The 16916-nt window shown below is 71.8% G+C and carries 19 protein-coding genes; 12 read left to right on the top strand and 7 right to left on the bottom strand.

The annotated features are described in order from the left end of the window. Positions 1 to 573, bottom strand: a 573-nt coding sequence (locus G3I65_RS55260) for an alcohol dehydrogenase catalytic domain-containing protein (RefSeq protein ID WP_160704525.1), incomplete at its 3' end; no start/stop codon positions are given. Positions 574 to 652: 79 nt separating this feature from the next. Between G3I65_RS55260 and G3I65_RS55255 the strand changes: the two genes are divergently transcribed. From G3I65_RS55255 to G3I65_RS55220, 8 genes are all read left to right on the top strand, one after another. Beyond that, a complete protein-coding gene (locus G3I65_RS55255) occupies positions 653 to 1228 on the top strand; it encodes a TetR/AcrR family transcriptional regulator (RefSeq protein WP_160704523.1) in 576 nt (191 codons plus the stop codon). A gap of 273 nt (positions 1229 to 1501) precedes the next feature. Then, on the top strand, positions 1502 to 2284 hold the full coding sequence (locus tag G3I65_RS55250; protein WP_086860412.1) for an IclR family transcriptional regulator: 783 nt from the start codon (positions 1502 to 1504) through the stop codon (positions 2282 to 2284). 256 nt (positions 2285 to 2540) lie between these two features. Beyond that, the gene (locus G3I65_RS55245; RefSeq protein WP_160704521.1) at positions 2541 to 4220 is read left to right on the top strand and encodes an L-lactate permease; all 1680 of its coding nucleotides are present in this window, start codon (positions 2541 to 2543) and stop codon (positions 4218 to 4220) included. Between the two features lie 280 nt (positions 4221 to 4500). Then, complete coding sequence (locus tag G3I65_RS55240; RefSeq protein WP_203612774.1) at positions 4501 to 4866, top strand: lactococcin 972 family bacteriocin; 366 nt, start codon at positions 4501 to 4503, stop codon at positions 4864 to 4866. Positions 4867 to 4949: 83 nt separating this feature from the next. Then, positions 4950 to 5936, top strand: a complete 987-nt coding sequence (locus G3I65_RS55235) for a hypothetical protein (protein WP_160704519.1) — start codon at positions 4950 to 4952, stop codon at positions 5934 to 5936. Beyond that, positions 5933 to 7264, top strand: coding sequence for a hypothetical protein (locus G3I65_RS55230; RefSeq protein ID WP_160704517.1), 1332 nt, complete (start codon positions 5933 to 5935; stop codon positions 7262 to 7264). The genes G3I65_RS55235 and G3I65_RS55230 overlap by 4 nt, the downstream gene beginning before the upstream one ends. Further along, positions 7264 to 7908: an ABC transporter ATP-binding protein gene (locus tag G3I65_RS55225; RefSeq protein WP_160704515.1), complete on the top strand. Its 645-nt coding sequence runs from the start codon at positions 7264 to 7266 to the stop codon at positions 7906 to 7908. Before G3I65_RS55230 ends, G3I65_RS55225 begins: the two co-directional genes overlap by 1 nt. Before the next feature lie 16 nt (positions 7909 to 7924). Then, the gene (locus G3I65_RS55220) at positions 7925 to 8479 is read left to right on the top strand and encodes an HD family hydrolase (protein ID WP_125308134.1); all 555 of its coding nucleotides are present in this window, start codon (positions 7925 to 7927) and stop codon (positions 8477 to 8479) included. Here the strand turns inward: G3I65_RS55220 and G3I65_RS55215 are convergent. The 4 genes from G3I65_RS55215 to G3I65_RS55200 form a co-directional block, all read right to left on the bottom strand. After that, the gene (locus tag G3I65_RS55215; protein WP_160704513.1) at positions 8476 to 8643 is read right to left on the bottom strand and encodes a hypothetical protein; all 168 of its coding nucleotides are present in this window, start codon (positions 8641 to 8643) and stop codon (positions 8476 to 8478) included. The two genes, G3I65_RS55220 and G3I65_RS55215, sit on opposite strands and share 4 nt — an antisense overlap. 76 nt (positions 8644 to 8719) lie before the next feature. After that, positions 8720 to 9985, bottom strand: a complete 1266-nt coding sequence (locus tag G3I65_RS55210) for an RNA polymerase sigma factor (RefSeq protein ID WP_160704511.1) — start codon at positions 9983 to 9985, stop codon at positions 8720 to 8722. 39 nt (positions 9986 to 10024) lie between these two features. Next, positions 10025 to 10375, bottom strand: coding sequence for a YciI family protein (locus tag G3I65_RS55205; protein WP_125308136.1), 351 nt, complete (start codon positions 10373 to 10375; stop codon positions 10025 to 10027). Further along, complete coding sequence (locus G3I65_RS55200) at positions 10375 to 10797, bottom strand: YciI family protein (protein ID WP_160704509.1); 423 nt, start codon at positions 10795 to 10797, stop codon at positions 10375 to 10377. The genes G3I65_RS55205 and G3I65_RS55200 overlap by 1 nt, the downstream gene beginning before the upstream one ends. 360 nt (positions 10798 to 11157) lie before the next feature. Between G3I65_RS55200 and G3I65_RS55195 the strand changes: the two genes are divergently transcribed. Both G3I65_RS55195 and G3I65_RS55190 read left to right on the top strand, forming a co-directional pair. Further along, on the top strand, positions 11158 to 12129 hold the full coding sequence (locus G3I65_RS55195) for a small ribosomal subunit Rsm22 family protein (protein ID WP_160704507.1): 972 nt from the start codon (positions 11158 to 11160) through the stop codon (positions 12127 to 12129). Beyond that, a complete protein-coding gene (locus G3I65_RS55190; protein ID WP_203612773.1) occupies positions 12126 to 12698 on the top strand; it encodes a dihydrofolate reductase family protein in 573 nt (190 codons plus the stop codon). The genes G3I65_RS55195 and G3I65_RS55190 overlap by 4 nt, the downstream gene beginning before the upstream one ends. On the opposite strand, the gene G3I65_RS55185 is transcribed toward G3I65_RS55190, so the two are convergent. Then, positions 12695 to 13531, bottom strand: a complete 837-nt coding sequence (locus G3I65_RS55185) for a maleylpyruvate isomerase family mycothiol-dependent enzyme (RefSeq protein ID WP_160704505.1) — start codon at positions 13529 to 13531, stop codon at positions 12695 to 12697. The two genes, G3I65_RS55190 and G3I65_RS55185, sit on opposite strands and share 4 nt — an antisense overlap. Positions 13532 to 13595: 64 nt before the next feature. Here G3I65_RS55185 and G3I65_RS55180 point away from each other — a divergent pair, with 64 nt between their 5' ends. Together G3I65_RS55180 and G3I65_RS55175 are read left to right on the top strand one after the other, a co-directional pair. Then, entirely contained in the window at positions 13596 to 14930 is a 1335-nt protein-coding gene (locus G3I65_RS55180; RefSeq protein ID WP_160704503.1) for a HAMP domain-containing sensor histidine kinase, read from the top strand. A gap of 56 nt (positions 14931 to 14986) precedes the next feature. Beyond that, positions 14987 to 16303 (top strand): DUF2079 domain-containing protein, encoded by a 1317-nt coding sequence (locus tag G3I65_RS55175; RefSeq protein ID WP_160704501.1) that lies wholly within the window; start codon positions 14987 to 14989, stop codon positions 16301 to 16303. 131 nt (positions 16304 to 16434) lie between these two features. Here G3I65_RS55175 and G3I65_RS55170 read toward each other — a convergent pair. After that, on the bottom strand, positions 16435 to 16916 hold a 482-nt coding region (locus G3I65_RS55170; RefSeq protein WP_160704499.1), incomplete at its 5' end, for a DUF4232 domain-containing protein.

Raw genomic sequence — 16916 nt, 5'->3', positions numbered from 1 at the left:
GACCGGCTCGGCGCCGAGGTCACGCAGGAAGCCGGACGTGCTCTCCGACGCGGTGCCGAGCACGGTCGCGCCGGCGAGCTTCGCGAGCTGGACGGCGAAGATGCCGACGCCGCCCGCGGCCCCGCCGATCAGGACGGTGTCGCCGGCGCGCAGGCCGATCGCCGCCAGCGCCGCGGCCGCCGAGGAGCCTGCCACCGGGAGCGTGCTCGCGACCTCGTCGCTGATCCCGTCCGGCGTGGCGAAGAGCGCGTCCGACTCCGCGATGACAACGAAGTCGGCGACGGCCCGTCCGAGCGCGCCGCCGTGGACGCGGTCGCCCGCGGCGAACTTCGTGACGCCGGGCCCGACCTCGTCGACGACGCCGGCGAAGTCGTACCCGAAGCCGGACGGCAGCGTGATCCCGAACTGCGCGGCCGCCTCGGGCCGGGCGGCGAGGCCCCAGTCCATCGGGTTCAGCCCGGCCGCGGTGACGCGCACGCGTACCTCGCCCGGCCCGGCGTGCGGTTCGGGCACTTCACGCAGCTCCAGGACTTCGGGACCACCGAACTTCTCGTAGACGACGGCTCGGCTCATGACGACCTCCAACGCAGTGATGAGACTTGGTCCCATCACCGTACACCGACGACGGGACCAAGTGCCGTAAAGTGGTCCCATGGCCCGCTGGCAACCGAACGCCCCGGAGCGGCTGAGCAAAGCCGCCCTCGAGCTGTTCGCCGAGCGCGGCTACGAGAACACGACGGTGATCGACATCGCCGAGCGTGCCGGGCTGACGAAGAGCACCTTCTTCCGGCACTTCCAGGACAAGCGGGAAGTGCTCTTCGGCAGCGGCACGCTGGCCGGCCTGCTCACGGAGGCGGTCGCCGCGGCGCCGGAAACCGCGAGCCCGCTCGAAGCCGTGACGGCCGCGATGGACGCGATCGGCCAAGCCGCCTTCACGCCCGAACGCCGTGAGTTCGGCGCCCTCCGGCGCGCGGTGATCGACGCCAACCCGGAACTGCGCGAGCGCGAAGCACTGAAGGGCCTGGCGCTCACGGCGGCGCTGGCCGACGCGCTCAAGCGGCGTGGCGTCCCCGACCTGACCGCGCGCGTCGCCGCCGAACTCGGCGCGCTCGCGATGACGCTCGCCCACGAGCGCTGGAGCGACGGCGGCGACTTCGGCGAATGCGCGCGGCAGGCCCTCGCCGAAGTAGTGGCGGCCGTTCCGGCATTCGTGACAATTCCGCGCTGACCCCACGCGATTCAGGTTCGTGAATGCGCATTCACGGACCTGAACGACAACGTTGTCGAACCCGTCGATCGCGCCTGGTCAGGCTCCCGCAACCGCCATAGGTAGGAAACTTAACCATCGGAGGTTGTACCTATTAGCATCCACAACTACCCGCATTTTTCCTGAGACGTTTCAAGATCTTCCGTACATACATCGGAGGTGTTACCGTCCAAACCCACCCAGCGGAAAGCCTTGCCGCTGAGCGGAAACCGGGAACGTCCAACGGAGGGCAACGTGGGACCGGAGCGCGGGCTGGAGAACAGCGGAACTCTCGAACGCGGACTCGCGGTGCTGGAGCACGTGGGCCGGCACCAGGAGATTTCCACCAATGCGATCGCGCGGCAACTGGGGCTTTCCCGCAGTGCCGCGTACCGGATCGTCGGCACCTTGAAGAACCTCGAGTACCTCGAAGCCGACCAGATCACCGGCCGGGTGCGGCTCGGCACGCGGCTGGTCGAGCTCGGCGCCCGCGCGATGGCGGCGACCGACCTGCACCGCTGCGCGCCGCGCTACCTCGCGTCGCTGGCGGAGCGCTCGGGCGAGACGACCTACCTGGCCGTGCCGGACAACGACACCATGGTCTACGTCGCCACCGAACGCAGCGCCAGCGCCGTGACGCTCGCCTGCCGCCTCGGCACGCGCCGCCCGCAGCACGCGACGTCGCTCGGGAAGGCGTGGCTCGCCGCGCTGCCGGAGGTCGACCGCGCCGAGCGCGTGCGCCGGATGAAGCTGGATTCGCTGACCCTCAAGACGATCATCGACCCGCACCGCCTCCTCGACGAGCTCGCGCGGACGAGCCGGCGCGGCTGGGCCATCGACGAGGTGGAGAACGAGCCGGACGTCGGCTGCGTCGCGGCCGCGGTCCGCGACCACTCGGGACGGCCGATCGCGGCGATCAGCATCGCCGGGCCGGCCCCGCGGGTGCTGCGCCGCCTCGACGAACTGGGCGCGTCAGTGGCGGGCACGGCGGCGGCCCTGTCGCTGAGGCTTGGTTTTGTGCGGAGCCGGCCCGCCTGACCCGGCTCGCGACGCCATGAACGAGTCGTTCATCTCGCCGGACGCGGTGAAAGGGTCGTTCATGGCCTCCGGGACCGGCATTTCGCACGGCCCGCGCCTCCGGCGGGCTCGGCCGGACCCGCCACCGGCCCGCGTTTCGTGCCCCGCCCAGTGTCTTGAATGAGTCATTCAGGTCACCGGAGGTCCTGAATGACTCATTCAAGACCATCCGGCCACCCCTTGAGCGCGTCCCCACCACCCGGCGAAGGAGCCGACCGTGACCTGGATCCAGGACTACCAGCCGGCGGGCGGGCTGTGGGTGTCCGCGCTGCTCGCCGCGCTGCCGATCGTCGTGTTGCTCGTCGCGCTCGGGGTTGTCCGCTTCTCCGCGCACCTGTCCGCCGCGCTCGCGCTGGTCACCGCGCTCGGGGTCGCGCTGCTGCTGTACCGGATGCCGGCCGCGCTGGCGTTCGACTCCGCGGCCATGGGGGTGCTGTTCGGCGTGTGGTCGGTGGCCTGGATCGCGTTCCACGCCGTGTACTTCCACAACGTCACCGTCGCCACCGGGCGGTTCGACAGCATCAAGCACGTGCTCGCCGGGTTCAGCGAAGACCGGCGGCTCCAGGCGCTGCTGATCGCGTTCGCCTTCGGTGCGCTGCTCGAAGGCGTCGCGGGTGGCGGGTCGCCGATCGCGATCACCGCCGCGATGATGGCGGCGCTGGGGTTCCCGCCGGTGAAGGCCGTCGTGCTGGCGTTGCTGGCGAACACCGCGCCGGTCGCGTTCGGCGGGCTCGGCAACCCGCTGATCGTGCTCGGGCGGCTCACCGCGCCGATCATGCACCTCAAGCAGGACCAGGCGACCGAGCTGTTCTCGGCGATGGTCGGGCGGCAGGTTCCGGTGCTGGCGCTGATCATCCCGGCGTTCCTGGTCGTGGTGCTGGCGGGCTGGAAGCGCATGCTCGAGGTGTGGCCCGCCGTGCTGACCGCCGGGCTCGCGTTCGCGGCCATGCAGTTCGTCGCGTCCAACTACATCAGCGCCAGCCTCGTCGACGTCCTCGCCGCGCTCACCGCGATGGCGGCGCTGTGGGTCCTGACGCGGTTCTGGCAGCCCGCGACCGTGTGGCGGTTCGACGGTGAAGAAAGCGCTGTCTCGACCCCCGCGGAATCCGATCGCCGCGCGCTCTACGCGTGGATGCCTTACCTCATCCTGATCCTGGCGATCTTCCTGTCGCGGATCGGCACGATCTTCAAGAACCTCCCCGCGTGGCTGGACCTGACGAAGCTGCTGCACAAGGCGGACTGGATCTTCGCCTGGCCGGGGCTGCACAACCACGTCGTCCAGCACCCGCCGATCACCGCGAAGAACACGCCCTACGCGGCGACGTTCACCGTGGACTTCCTGTTCTCCCCAGGCACAGTCGCCCTGATCGCCGCGGTCATCGCCGGCTTCGCGATGGGCGCGCGGCCGAGGCTGCTGCTCGAAACGTACCGGCGGACGCTGGTCCAGATGCGCTGGGCGCTCGCGACGATCTTCATGATCCTGGCCATCGCGTTCGTGATGAACTACTCGGGCGCGACGCAGACGCTGGGCCTGGCACTGGCGACGACCGGCGCGGTGTTCCCGCTGTTCTCGGCGTACATCGGCTGGCTGGGCGTGTTCCTCACCGGCTCGGACGCGTCGACGAACAGCCTGTTCGGCCCGATGCAGGTGATCTCGGCCCAGCAGCTGAACCTGAACCCGGTCCTCGCCGGCGCGACCAACACGTCCGGCGGCGTGATGGGCAAGATGATCTCGCCGCAGAACCTCTCGATCGGCGCGACGGCGATCGGCCAGAGCGGCAAGGAGGGTTCGCTGCTGCGGCAGACGTTCCTGTGGTCCCTGCTGCTGACCGCCGTCGTCGGCGTGATCTCCCTGCTGCAGGCGACGATCCTGACGGCGATGATCCCGTCGCCCTGACCGAAAATATCCCGCGATTCCGGTAACGCTCCGGAAGCAACGTCGCCGGTTATGCACCTTTTTGACCTTGTTGCACCATCCGAGTGAACCCGGCGACGAAGATCTTGAGCCCGGTCCGGGCCGTTGCTAGGTTCTCGGGGTCGACTCGGGGAGAGTCGGCACAAACCGGGGGGTTGATTCTTTTTTTTCGGCCGCGTGGCGTGCCGGCTTTTTCTATTGATCCCCCGGCGTTTCGCCGCCGTCGGCGGCGGAAACATCCGAATGGGGAGTTGAATCGGTCATGTCAACGTTCAAGATCCGTGCCGCGAAAACGGCTTCGGTTGCTTCGCTGGCGCTCTTCATGGGCGCGGGGCTCACCTCGGTCGCGGAGGCGGCGCCGGCCGGCAGCAGCACGACGGCGAGCCCCGCGCAGGTGCTGGCCTGTTCGAACGTCGGTGGCGGCACCTGGTGCCACGGCACCGAAGCCAGCGGCGTGCTCAAGCGGTGCTACTCGAACTACGTCCACAACCAGAACTACCACAGCGCGACCGCGGTGATGGCCGGCGCCACCAGCAAGCGGTGGGCCAACGCGGGCTACTGGGCCCAGGCGGGCGTGGTCGCGGGCTGGGCGTACACCTGCTACGCGTACTACAACCCGAACGCCTGATCCGATCGTGAAACAACCCGGTGCCGGGCCGAACCAGGCCCGGCACCGGTCCGCCGGAAATTGCGTGAGGGGGTGAACGAAGAATGCGGCTGACACTCGCACTGCTTTTCGCGGGCATTCTCCTCGCCATTCCGGCGGTCGTGCTCGCGGACGCGGTTTTCGAGCGGGAATCGCAGGGGGAAACCGCCGCCTACCACGTCGGCACCCCGTTCACCTGGCCGGAGCACCCGAAGGCGGCGACGCCCGAAGTCGCGCTGCGCGTGCTCGCCGAGGCCGCAACGGCCACCGGCTCGAACGTGCTGCGCACCACCGTGAACACCCCGCGGTCCGGGCAGAAACGCATCCGGCACTACGTCTTCGTCGGCCGCGACCACACCGCCCTGTTCGACGGGTTCACCCTGGCCGCGGGGCGCTGGCCGAGCCCGGCCGAGTCGCGGGACGGAACGGTGACCGTCTCCTCGGCGCGCGCCGGCGAGCGGGACAACGTGGGGGTGCCGTCGGTCTTCGGCGACCGGTACGAGCTGACGTTCGCCCCCTTGCGGCAGGCCTTCGACGCCCTGCCCGCGGCCGGCCGGTACGTGGTCGAAGCCCCGGACGCCGCCGCCACCGGCCGGTTCCTCGAGCTCGTGCGCCAGCGGCTGGTCGAGGCCGGGGTCGAGGGGCTGACCGTCGCGGACCTCACGCCCGCCGGCGCCCGGGTGCCCGCGGAGAGCGGCGGGTACCTGGAGGTGCTGGCGTACCTCCTGGCCGGCGTGGCCACCGTGGTCATCGCGTTCGTCCTGCTGCGCGAGGGAAAGCGGATCGGAGTGCTGCGGCTGACCGGGTTCTCCGCGGTGCGCGTCTGGTTCGAGGTCGTGGGACGGCTGCAGCTCGCGTCCTTCGCCGTCGGGCTGGCCGCCTGCGGGGCCGTCTCGCTGGCCGTCCCCGGGGTCGACGCGCTGCTCCTGCGCACCCTCGCCGGCACGCTCGCCCGGGTCGCGGTGCTCGGGTTCGCGGCCACCGTCGGCGTCGGGCTGCTCGTCATCCACCGCGTACGGATCTCGGACCTCATCAAAGGAAGCTTGCAGTGAACGATCGGATGCGACGCGCGGACCGCGGGCGGAGCCGTTCTTCCTTCGGCTCGGCGATCGCGGTGCCCGCGGTGGTGAAGGCCGTCTGCGGGGTGGTGCTGGCCGTGCTGGGCGTGGCCGTCTGGCAGCAGGTCACCGACCTCGGCAAGCAGCTGGACGCCTTGGCGCCGTGGGAGAAGGTCCAGAACTACGCGATCTTCTACCCGCGTCTCGTGGGGAACGACCAGCAGGAGCTGGAATCCGGCGGCAACGCCTCGTCGGTCGCGGAGGCACGCGGGCTGTACCCCGTCCTCGAAGAGGCGGGCGCGCTCTACGTCGACTCCGTCAACTACCAGCAAGGCGCGCCCGCCGACCCGGCGTCGCCCTGGCCGGTACCGCCGATCCGCGTCAACGGCAACTACCTCGAGCAGTACCCCGTGCTGGACGAGTCGGGGCGGCGGATCGAGGTCGCGGACAGCGAACAGGCGTGGGTGGTCGCCGTGCCCGAGCGGTTCAAGGCACGCGAAGCCGAGCTCAAGGAGCTCTTCAAGAGCGTGCGGACCGGCGGGCGGGGCATCACCGGCGTCGCGCAGGCGGAAGCCCGCATCGCCGGGGACAAGGCGCCGGAGCGGTTCGCCGACCAGGAGGTCCGCATCATCTGGATGGCCACCGGGCAGCAGGTGTTCAGCTTCGACCCCAAGGTCAACCCCGAGCACGGCAACATGATCACCGACCCCGTCATCGAAATCATGACGCCGGCGAACAGCCTGACCGTGGACCGGCTGAACTCGGTCACCGGCGGGCTGGACACCGGCTTGAAGGTCCGGGTCGACGGCGATGCCGCGGCCGTGTCCGCCCGGCTCGCGCCGCTGCTGCGGGAGCTCAGGCTCGACGACAACCTGCAGTACCTGGTGAGCGTGCACGACGCCATGAGCACCCAGGTCAACGAGCTGCGCGGCGGCCTGGTGCAGGCCGGCGCGTTCGGGGTGGGCGCGTTGCTCGTGGTGGTCGTGCTGACCGCGGCGACGGTGGTCATCGGTTCCGACCGGCTGCGGCGGCGGCTCACCGTGCGCCGGCTCCACGGCACCGGGTTCACCCGCTCGTACCGCGAACTGCTCTTCGTGGTGGGCGGGACGTGGCTGGCGCAGAGCCTCGCCGCCGCGGTGGTCGTCGTCTGGCTGGGCACGCAGACGGAATCGGTGCCCGGCGTCGAGGTGAACGCCTTCGCGCAGGTGCCGAAGCTGCTGGCCGTGGCGCTCGCGGCGTTGCTGATCGAGGTCCTGTTCGTGGTCGTGACCGCACGTGTCGTCGAACGGCGGAACGCGGTCAAGCGGTTGAAGGAGCTGTGATGGCGGAAGTCCGCTGCGAACTTTCGGGCGTGCGCAAGCAGTACGGCGGACGCCGGGTACTGGACGGCTTCGGCCTGCGCGTCGAGGCGGGCGAGTTCGTCGCGCTCACCGGGGCGAGCGGAATGGGGAAGTCCACGGTCCTCAACCTGATCGGGCTGCTGGACGCCCCCGACTCCGGCGCGGTCCGGCTGCTCGGCCGCGCCGCACCGGGGCCGCACAGCCGTGCCGCGAACCGCCTCCGCCGCTCGAGCCTGGGCTACCTGTTCCAGAACTTCGCCCTCATCGACAGCGACACGGTCGCGCAGAACCTCGGCATCGCCCTCACCTACGCGGGCCGCGGGACCCCGAAGCGGGAACGCATCGCCGAGGCGCTCGCGCAGGTCGGGCTGCCGGGCGCGGAAGACCGCCGGATCTTCTCGCTGTCCGGCGGCGAACAGCAGCGCGTCGCCGTGGCCCGGCTGCTGCTCAAGCCGTGCGACATCGTGCTGGCGGACGAACCGACCGGCTCCCTCGACAGCGAAAACCGCGACGTCGTCCTCGGCCTGCTCCGCCGGCTCAACGAGGCCGGGAAGACGATCGTCGTCGCGACGCACGACGAAGCCGTGGCCGGCGCGTGCTCGCGCGTGGTGGAGGTTTCCGGCTGACCTTTAGGCTGCGCGCATGACCTCTGAAGCGCTGGCCTCGTTCGGCTACGAGCTCGGCCTCCTGAAGCGGATCCGGCGGTCGGGCTGGTGGCACGCGGGCGTCCGCGACCCGGAGTCGGTCGGCGAGCACAGCCTCCGCGCGGCCCAGCTGGCGGCGCTGATCGCGGCGGAGGAAGGCGCGTCCCCGGAACGGGCGGCGTTCCTCGCGCTGTGGCACGACACGCAGGAGACCCGCACGGGCGACCTCCCGCTGACGGCGGTGGAGTACCTGCGCAAGCCGGAGCCACGGGAGATCACGGCGGACCAGACGGCCGGGTTGCCGTCGCGGTCCCGGGAGCTGGTGCGCGAGGCCGTGGACGAGTACGAGACGCGTTCGTCGGCGGAGGCGTTGTGTGCCAAGGACGCGGACAAGCTGGAGATGTTGTTGCAGGCGCTGGAGTACCGCGACGTCGGGGTGCGGCCGGTGGACGAGTGGATCGCGTCTGCGACGAAGGGGCTGAAGACGGGGACGGCGAAGAAGATCGCGGAGGCGGCTTTGACGCTGTCACCGCTTTCGTGGCGGGGCCGTTAGGCGGAAGCGTCATCGCCGGGTCGTTTCCGCTGTTGTCCCGGCGCCGGCCGACGTCGGTGGCCGAACAGGTCCGCCACCGCGCGGACCAGCTCCGCCCGCTGGCTGGGCCGGGTTCCGCGCAGGACGATGAGCAAGGCGAGCAGCCGTGCTGTCGCGTAAACCACGGTGCAGGCGATACCGCCGATGACTGCGAAAGGGGCTGGTCGAGCAAGCCCGTTCACCGGCCGGTCGGCGTGGCCGCTAGGCGCCGACGGCCTTCGCGCGGTTCAAGAGCAGCTCCCGCTCACGAGCGTTCTCCGTCATCTCCGCCGCGCGCCGGAACTCGCGCTCCGCCTCCTCCAGCCGGCCGAGCTTCTCCAGCAGGTCGCCGCGGACGCTCGGCAACAAGTGGTAGTCCTTCAGCGCCGCGTCCGACGCCACCGCGTCCACCACCGCCAGGCCCGCTTCCGGGCCGTGGGCCATCGCCACCGCGACGCCGCGGTTCAGCTCGATCACCGGGGACGGCTGGAGCTTGCCGAGGCCTTCGTACAACGCCGCGATCCGCACCCAGTCCGTCTCCTCCGGGGTGCGGGCGCGGGCGTGGCAGGCCGCGATCGCCGCCTGTGCCGAGTACGGGCCATACGCCCCTTCGGCGATCTGCTCCGACAGCGCCAGCGCAGCCAGGCCGTGCTGGATCAGGAAGCGGTCCCAGCGGGAGCGGTCCTGGTCCAGCAGCAGCACCGGCTCACCGTCGGGCTTGGTGCGGGCCTTCGCGCGCGACGCCTGCAGCTCCATCAGCGCGACCAGGCCGTGCACCTCGGACTCGCCCGGCATCAGCGCGGCGAGCACGCGGCCGAGGCGCATCGCCTCTTCGCACAGCGCCGGGCGCATCCAGTCGTCGCCGCGGGTGGCCGAGTAGCCCTCGTTGAACACCAGGTAGAGGACCTCGAGCACGGACGACAGCCGGGCGACGCGCTCGTCGCCCTCCGGGACCTCGAACGGGACCTTCGCCGCCGCCAGCGCCTTCTTCGCGCGGACGATGCGCTGGGCGATCGTCGATTCGCGGACCAGGAACGCGCGCGCGATCTCGTCGGTCGTCAGGCCGCCGAGCATGCGCAGCGTCAGCGCGACCCTGGCCTGGGTGTTCAGCACCGGGTGGCACGCGACGAACAGCAGGCGCAGGACGTCGTCCTCGATGTGGTCGTCGAGGGCCGCGTCGAAGTCCGGCAGGACGCCTTCGCCGAGCTGCTGGTCGCGGCCGACCTCTTCGAGTTTCTCCGCGTACCGCTCGTTGCGGCGGAACTGGTCGACCGCGCGGCGCTTGGCGATGGTCATCAGCCACGCGCCGGGGTTGCGCGGAACGCCGGACTCCGGCCACTGCTCCAGCGCCGCGACCAGCGCGTCCTGCGCCAGCTCTTCGGCGAGACCGACATCGCCACGGGCCATCCGGGCCAGGCCCGCGATGAGCCGCGGCGACTCGATGCGCCAGACCGCTTCGACCGTGCTCCGGGTGTCCGCAACCGTCACCCGGCCATCAGACAGGGTGATCGGCCGCGGTGCAACCCGCTACTCGGCGATGGTGCGGATCTCGATGGTGCCGATCTTCGCGTCGGGGTTCGGCGCCTGCTTCATCAGCTCGACGACGTCTTCGAGCGACTCGCCGTTGAGCACCCAGAACCCGGCGATCAGCTCCTTCGTCTCCGCGAACGGCCCGTCGATCAGCTTCGGCTCCGCCTCCCCTTCGAAGACGACCCGCACGCCGTCCGCGCTCGAGGTCAGGCCCTCGGCCATCACGATCCGGCCCTCGTCGGCCAGCCGCGCGTTGAACTTCGTCATCTCGGCCAGCTCCTCGGCGCCGGGCTGGAACCCGGGCGCCTCGGACTCGGGAGTGGCCTTCACCATCACGAGGAACCGCATCACGCGTCCTGGGCGCTCTGCGCGCGGAGCCGCCCTTCCAGCTCCGCGACCTCGGGCGTCATGTTCTCGAAGTCGGACACCTCGGCGACCCGCCGGATCTCGACCTCGCCGTGCTCGCCCTCGGGGTTCGGCATCCGCTTGATCCACTCGATGCACTCTTCGCGGTCGCGGCACTGGAGGATCCAGAAGCCGCCGACGAGCTCCTTCGACTCGGTGAACGGGCCGTCGACGACCTTGGGCGCCGCGGAACCGTCGAAGACGACGCGCGCACCTTCCGAGCTCGGCGTGAGGCCCTCGCCCGCCAGCAGGACGCCGGCCTTGACCATCTCCTCGTTGAACTTGCCCATCTCGGCCAGCAGCTCGGCGCTGGGGGCCTTGCTGTCGGTCTGCTCGTTCGTCTTGACGATCACCATGAACCGCACGGCGGTCTCCTCTCGGTCGGTCTCTTGCCCACGCGTCGAACGGCGGCGCCCCGGATCGACAGGTCCGGCGAAAAAGTTTTCGCGCGGGAAAACTAGCAGCTCAGGCTCGCTCCGGGGGATGATTCGGACGCGGGGCGGCTCCCGGCCGGGAGCGGTCAGCCGGCCCAGCGGGGGTTCCCGGTCTGGGACAAGTCGCTGAGCCGGGTCCGGCGGTGGTACCCGCGCGCGGTGAAGATCTGGCGGGCCACCGAAGACCGGCCTGGGCTCCCGCGGCCGCTGCGGCGAGCCGGGCAGCGCGCCTGGCGCTGGGCCCGGAACCGCGACGCCGAACCCTGGTGAGCGCCCGGCTAACCTGCCGTCGTGGCGGTACTCCCCGACGACCTCTCCTCCGCGCTCGACGAAGAGCTGGCCAGGCACCCCGTGGCCCGGCTGGCCCAGTCCGTCGACCGGCTCAGCGCGCGCTACCGCCAAGGTGACGCCGCGACCTCGCCGATCCTGACGTCCGAAGCCGACGTCGCCGCGTACGCGGGTTACCGGATGCCGGCCACCTACGCCGCCGTGCACGCGGTGCTCGCCGAAGCCGCTTCGCGGGCTCCGGGCTTCGAACCGCGTACGCAGGTCGACGTCGGCGGGGGAACGGGGGCGGCGGTGTGGGCGGCCGCTGCGGTGTGGCCGTCGCTCGCGAAGTGCACCGTGGTGGAGCAGGTCGCCGGGGCGATCGGGCTCGGGAAGCGGCTGGCCGCGAACGCGCAGCAGCCGCCGGTCCGGGACGCGGAATGGCGACGCGGGTTCGTCGACCCCGCAGCCCCCGCGCCCGAAGCCGACCTCGTCACGCTCTCCTATGTGCTGGGTGAACTGCCGGAAGCCACCCGGCCCGACGTCGTGCGCTGGCTGGCGGCGAAGGCCGGGGCGGTCGCGCTGATCGAGCCGGGCACCCCCGCGGGCTACGAGCGGATCCGCGCCGCCCGCGTCCAGCTGATCGAGCTGGGCCTGCACGTCGTCGCGCCCTGTCCGCACGACGCGGCGTGCCCGATCGTGCCCGGCGAGGACTGGTGCCACTTCGCCGCGCGCCTTCCCCGCTCGGGCCTGCACCGGCGGCTCAAGGCGGGCACGCTCGGCTTCGAGGACGAGAAGTTCGCGTACGTCGTCGCGGGGCGGTTCGAGCCGGAGCGGCCGGACGCGCGGATCATCCGGCACCCGAAGAAGCACAAGGGCTGGGTCGCGCTCGACCTGTGCACCGGCGACGGCCTGAAGCCGGGCGTCGCGGTCTCGAAGAAACAGGGCCCGCGGTACCGCGCGGCCCGCGACGCGGAATGGGGCGACGCCTGGTGACGGTCATCGCGGAGATCAGCGTGTCGGCCGACGGGATCGTGGCCGGGCCGGACACCGGGCCCGAGCACCGGCTCGGCAAGGGCGGCGACCTGCTGCACCAATGGCTGTTCGAGGGCACCGAAGCCGAAGGCGAAATCGCGGCGAAGCTGTTCGAGGGCACCGGTGCGTTCGTCGTCGGCCGGACGATGTTCGACGTCGGCATCGACGTCTGGGGTGACGACGGCACCTTCAAGAAGCCGGTTTTCGTCGTCACGAACCGGCCGCACGACCCGGTCGTCAAGGGCCCGACGACGTTCACGTTCGTCACCGAAGGCATCGAAAGCGCCCTGCGGCAGGCGAAAGCCGCGGCCGGCGCGGACAACGTCGTCGTCATGGGTGGCGGCACCACCCTGCGGCAGTTCCTGAGCGCCGGGCTGGTGGACGAACTCCGCCTGCACGTGGTCCCGCTGCTCTTCGGCCACGGCGTCCGGCTCTTCGACGGCCCCGCGGGCGAGCACGTCCGGCTGGAGCGCACCGCGGTCAGCGAGACGCCGAACGCGACCCATCTGACCTTCCGCGTGCTGCGCTAAGGCATCCGCACAGTCCGCAGGAACTCCGGGAGCAGCCACGGCCGCCGCCCGGAGATGCGGACCCCGCTGGTCAGGACCGCGCGGGCCTTCGAAATCCGGCCGAACATCATCGGGACCAGCACCGCCGGGTCGAAGCGCAGGCGCACGTCCGCCGTGCCGTCCGGTTCCTCGAAGCGCAGCCTTCCGTGTTGCAGCGCCAGCACGCCCGGCTTCGTGTACGCCGACCGGAACTCGACCGCGATCCGCCGGGGTGACGGCGTCGCGTCGTCGAGGAGGCTCCCCATGTCGTTGCGCACCATGCCGAACAGGAACAGCTCCAGGAACATCGCCTCGTACCGCGCCGGGACCGGCCACGGCCGGCCGAGCGCGCGGGCGATGTCGAGACCGTGCAGCAGCATCTCGTTGACCAGGTGCGCGAGGACGCCGGCCACCGGGACGCGCGAGCCGCCCAGCCACCACACCGGCTTCTCCGGGTCGAGGTCCGCGCTGACCAGCAGGACCTCGGCGATGTCCGCGCGCAGCCGCTCGGCCAGGCGGACCGGGTCGCGCTCGGGGTACAGCTCGAGGGCGAGCGCGTTCATCCGCGAGATCGTGTCGACGCTGGCCGAGTCGATCGGCTCTTCGAGGCCCGGCAACGGCAGCGGGCCGCCGTCGCCGCGGATCATCGCGGTGTACATCAGCGCGATCATCCCGACGTGCGACGCCGTTTCGGCGATGGACCACTCACCCAGCGACTTCGCGTGTGCGTCCGGCACGCTCGCCACCAGGTCCGCGAACCGGCCGCCGACGTCCGGCAGGGCCGCGCGCACCGACTCCCACTGTTCGACCGTCACAGCCTTCGACGGTAAGGCGCCGGGACGCCGGCCGGGTCTCCGAAGGTGCGGTTATCTTCTGCGGATGGCCCGGTTGCTGCCCCGGTCGACCCGGTGGCGGGTCGCCCTCTTCGCCTCGCTCGCGTCGGCGCTCGTCCTCGGCCTCGGGGCGTACTGGTTCGTGAACGCGCTGCGCGACGGCGTCGAAGCCGCCGCCAACCGGCTCGCCAACGAGAAGGCGGAGGCGATCGCCGCGCTGCTCGACGCCAAGGTCACGCCCACCGCCGTGGCCGCGCAGCTCGGCTACGGCGGCTACTGGATCACCCGCGACAAGGGGACCGACACCGGCTGCCCGGCCGACCGGAGCACCGGCGCGAAAGTCGGGCAGGCGTACGTCTACGCGCCCGATTGCGTGCTCGGCTGGCCCTTCGGCGGCGAGAACACCGTCGTGTCGCAGTCCGGGACCACCGACGGGAAGCACTTCGTCCAGGCGTCGGCGCCGCTCGACCCGCTCGGCCTCGAAACCGTCGCCACCGCCCAGCGGATCCTCTGGGGCGGGGTGCCGGCGGCCGCGCTGCTCGTCGGCGGCGTCGCCTGGTTCGCGGTCCGGCGGTCGCTGCGCGCGGTGGGCTCGATCCGCGCCGAGGTGGACGGGATCCGCGCGCGGGACCTCGGCCGCCGCGTGCCGGTGCCCGACTCCGGCGACGAGATCACCGCGCTCGCCGTGACGATGAACGAGATGCTGGCCCGGCTCGACCGGTCGGTCCGGCGGCAGAGCCGGTTCACCGCGGACGCGTCGCACGAGCTGCGCACCCCGCTGGCGTCGATGCGCACCCAGCTCGAAGTGCAGCTCGCCCACCCCGACCGGCTCGACTGGCGCCACAGCTTCGAAAACGCCGTGCTCGACGTGGCGCGGATGGAGGCGCTGGCCGGCGACCTGCTGCTGCTCAGCAAGCTGGACGCGGACCAGCCCGCCGCCCGCGAACCGGTCGCGCTGGCGGACGTCGTCACCGGGCACGTCGCCGCGCGGCTGCCCCGGGACGGCGTCGAGGTGCGCACGGAAATCGACGCCACGCCTACGGTCCGCGGCCACGCGGGACGGCTCGAGCGGGTGCTGCGCAACCTCGCCGACAACGCCGAGCGGCACGCCGCGAGCCGCGTGACGATCACGCTCTCCGCGGCCGGCGGCGAGGCCGTGCTGACGGTTCAGGACGACGGCCCCGGTATCCCGGCCGAGCACCGCGAAGCCGTCTTCGACCGCTTCGTGCGCCTCGACGCCGACCGCGCCCGCGACGACGACGGCGGCTCCGGGCTGGGCCTGGCGATCGCGGCGGAGATCGCGCGGACGCACGGCGGCACGCTGCGCGTCGCCGAAAGCCCGTCCGGCGCGCTCCTGGAGCTCCGCTTGCCGCTTGCCTGAAGACTTCTTCAGGCTGCTTAAGCTCCGGTTCAGCGTGGCGCCAAGAGCATCCCGCCATGCTGATCGACTTCGCGCCTTCCCCAGCGCGCCCGCGCGAAGCCCGCGCGCTCCCCTACGCCGTCGCGGCGGTCGCGTTCGCCGGGTACGCGGCCTGGTCGCTCCAGCGGCTCCGGACGTTCGACGCGAGCGGGTTCGACCTGGGGATCTTCGAACAGGCGGTGCGGTCCTACGCGCACGGGCACTGGCCGGTGTCGGACCTGCTCGGCCCGGGCGCGCCGACGCTCGGCGACCACTTCCACCCGATCCTCGCGCTGCTGGCGCCGTTCTACCTGCTCTGGCCGTCGCCGGGGTGCCTGCTGGTGGCGCAGGCGCTGCTGTTCGCGCTGTCGGCCGTGCCGGTGACGCGCTGCGCGATCGAGGTGCTCGGCCGCCGCCGGGGCGTCGTCGTGGGCGCGGGGTACGTGCTGTCGTGGGGGCTGCTGTCCGCGGTGAACTTCGACTTCCACGAGGTCTGCTTCGCCGTGCCGATGCTGGCGTTCACCGCCGAGCACCTGCTGCGCGAGCGGTGGCGGGCCGCGGTCTGGTGCGCGCTGCCGCTGGTGCTGGTCAAGGAGGACCTGCCGCTGACGCTCGCCGCCGTCGGCGTGGTGCTGGTGCTCAACCGGCAGCGGCGGCTCGGCTGGGCGGTCGTCGCGTTCGGCGTCGTCACGTCGGCGGCGCTGTTCCTGGTCGTGCTGCCGGCGCTGAACCCGGCGGGCGCGTACGCCCACGGCGGCGGTTTCGACCCGTTCGGCGGCGCGCTCGTGAAGGTGTCGATGCTGCTGGCCCTGCTGGCCCCGACGGCGTTCGCGGCGCTGCGGTCGCCGGTGCTGCTGCTGGCGGTGCCGACGCTGGCGTGGCGGCTGGTGGCGGCGAACGACCGGTACTGGGGCCTGGGCTACCACTACAGCGCGGTGCTGATGCCGATCGTGTTCCTCGCGGGCCTGCACGGCGCCCGGCGCGTCGCCCGGCTGCTGCCCGCGTGCGCATTGGCCGCCGGGCTGGCGTCGCTGGGGCTGCAGGCGGCGCACCTGACCAGCGGCGTCTGGACCCCGGCGCAGCGCGCGGGCATCGACGCGGTCCTCGCCCGGATCCCGGACGGCGCCACCGTCCTGGCGTCCAACCGGCTGGCCCCGCGGCTGACGTCCCGCTGCACGGTGCTGTTCTTCGACGGCGTGACCGCGTCTCGGCCGGAGTGGGTGGCGGTGGCGAACCCGGAGCAGTCGTGGCCGACCACCCTGGCGACGAAGGCCGAGGCGCTGGAAGAGCTGGAAAGCACGGGGTACCTGCGCGTCGGCGGGACGGACGCCGTCGTGCTGCTCCACCGTGAGTAGGGAACTCGCAGCGGTAACCGGCCAGTCGGGGGGCGTGCCGGCCGGTTACCGCCGCAGTGAGGAAGAGGGGACCCCACGCCAGGAATGACGCGCGGCCCCCGGCTTCACCCGATCGAGTGACGAGAAGGCCGTCAGGACGGGTCGGCGAGGATGCCGTTCACGTACGAGCCCGGGTGGGTCGCCGCGTCCTGGCGGAGGACCGGCAGGTCGGGCGGCCAGGCCGCGGACAGCGCCCGGGTCGAGCCCGGCGGGATCGTGTTCAGCTTCGCCGGCGTCCAGGCCGGCTCGCCGGCCGCCGGCTTCACCACCGTGATCGTCGCCGAGGCCGTCGTGCCCGCGGTGACCTCGTTGTACTTCACGCCGTTGTCGACGCGCGGCAGGTGGTACACCGGGCCGAACGTCGGCTCGTCCGGGCCGACCAGGTCGACGCCCGGGACGCCGTACAGGCCGCACGTGTGGTCCGTCGTGTTCCGGTACGTCAGCGGGATGTCGTACTGGCCCGGCGCGTCGTTCTTCTCGGCCGGCTTGCCCAGCAGGACCTCCAGGTCGGCCGTCGTGCACCGCGGCGTCGCGGTCGACGCCGTGGCCACACCGCCGCCGGCCGGAGCCGCCG

The organism is Amycolatopsis sp. SID8362, assembly GCF_010550475.1.
Taxonomy (GTDB): Bacteria; Actinomycetota; Actinomycetes; order Mycobacteriales; family Pseudonocardiaceae; genus Amycolatopsis; species Amycolatopsis eburnea.
Note: the sequence above shows the minus strand (reverse complement) of the source record. Positions and strands in the feature narration are given on the sequence as shown.

Excerpts from the sequence above, each read along its gene's own strand:
- G3I65_RS55205 (WP_125308136.1), bottom strand. The coding sequence starts at position 10,375 with ATGCGGTTCCTCGTGATGGTGAAGGCCACTCCCGAGTCCGAGGCGCCC.
- G3I65_RS55255 (WP_160704523.1), top strand. The coding sequence starts at position 653 with ATGGCCCGCTGGCAACCGAACGCCCCGGAGCGGCTGAGCAAAGCCGCC.
- G3I65_RS55235 (WP_160704519.1), top strand. The coding sequence starts at position 4,950 with ATGCGGCTGACACTCGCACTGCTTTTCGCGGGCATTCTCCTCGCCATT.
- G3I65_RS55180 (WP_160704503.1), top strand. The coding sequence starts at position 13,596 with ATGGCCCGGTTGCTGCCCCGGTCGACCCGGTGGCGGGTCGCCCTCTTC.
- G3I65_RS55225 (WP_160704515.1), top strand. The coding sequence starts at position 7,264 with ATGGCGGAAGTCCGCTGCGAACTTTCGGGCGTGCGCAAGCAGTACGGC.
- G3I65_RS55220 (WP_125308134.1), top strand. The coding sequence starts at position 7,925 with ATGACCTCTGAAGCGCTGGCCTCGTTCGGCTACGAGCTCGGCCTCCTG.
- G3I65_RS55175 (WP_160704501.1), top strand. The coding sequence starts at position 14,987 with ATGCTGATCGACTTCGCGCCTTCCCCAGCGCGCCCGCGCGAAGCCCGC.
- G3I65_RS55240 (WP_203612774.1), top strand. The coding sequence starts at position 4,501 with ATGTCAACGTTCAAGATCCGTGCCGCGAAAACGGCTTCGGTTGCTTCG.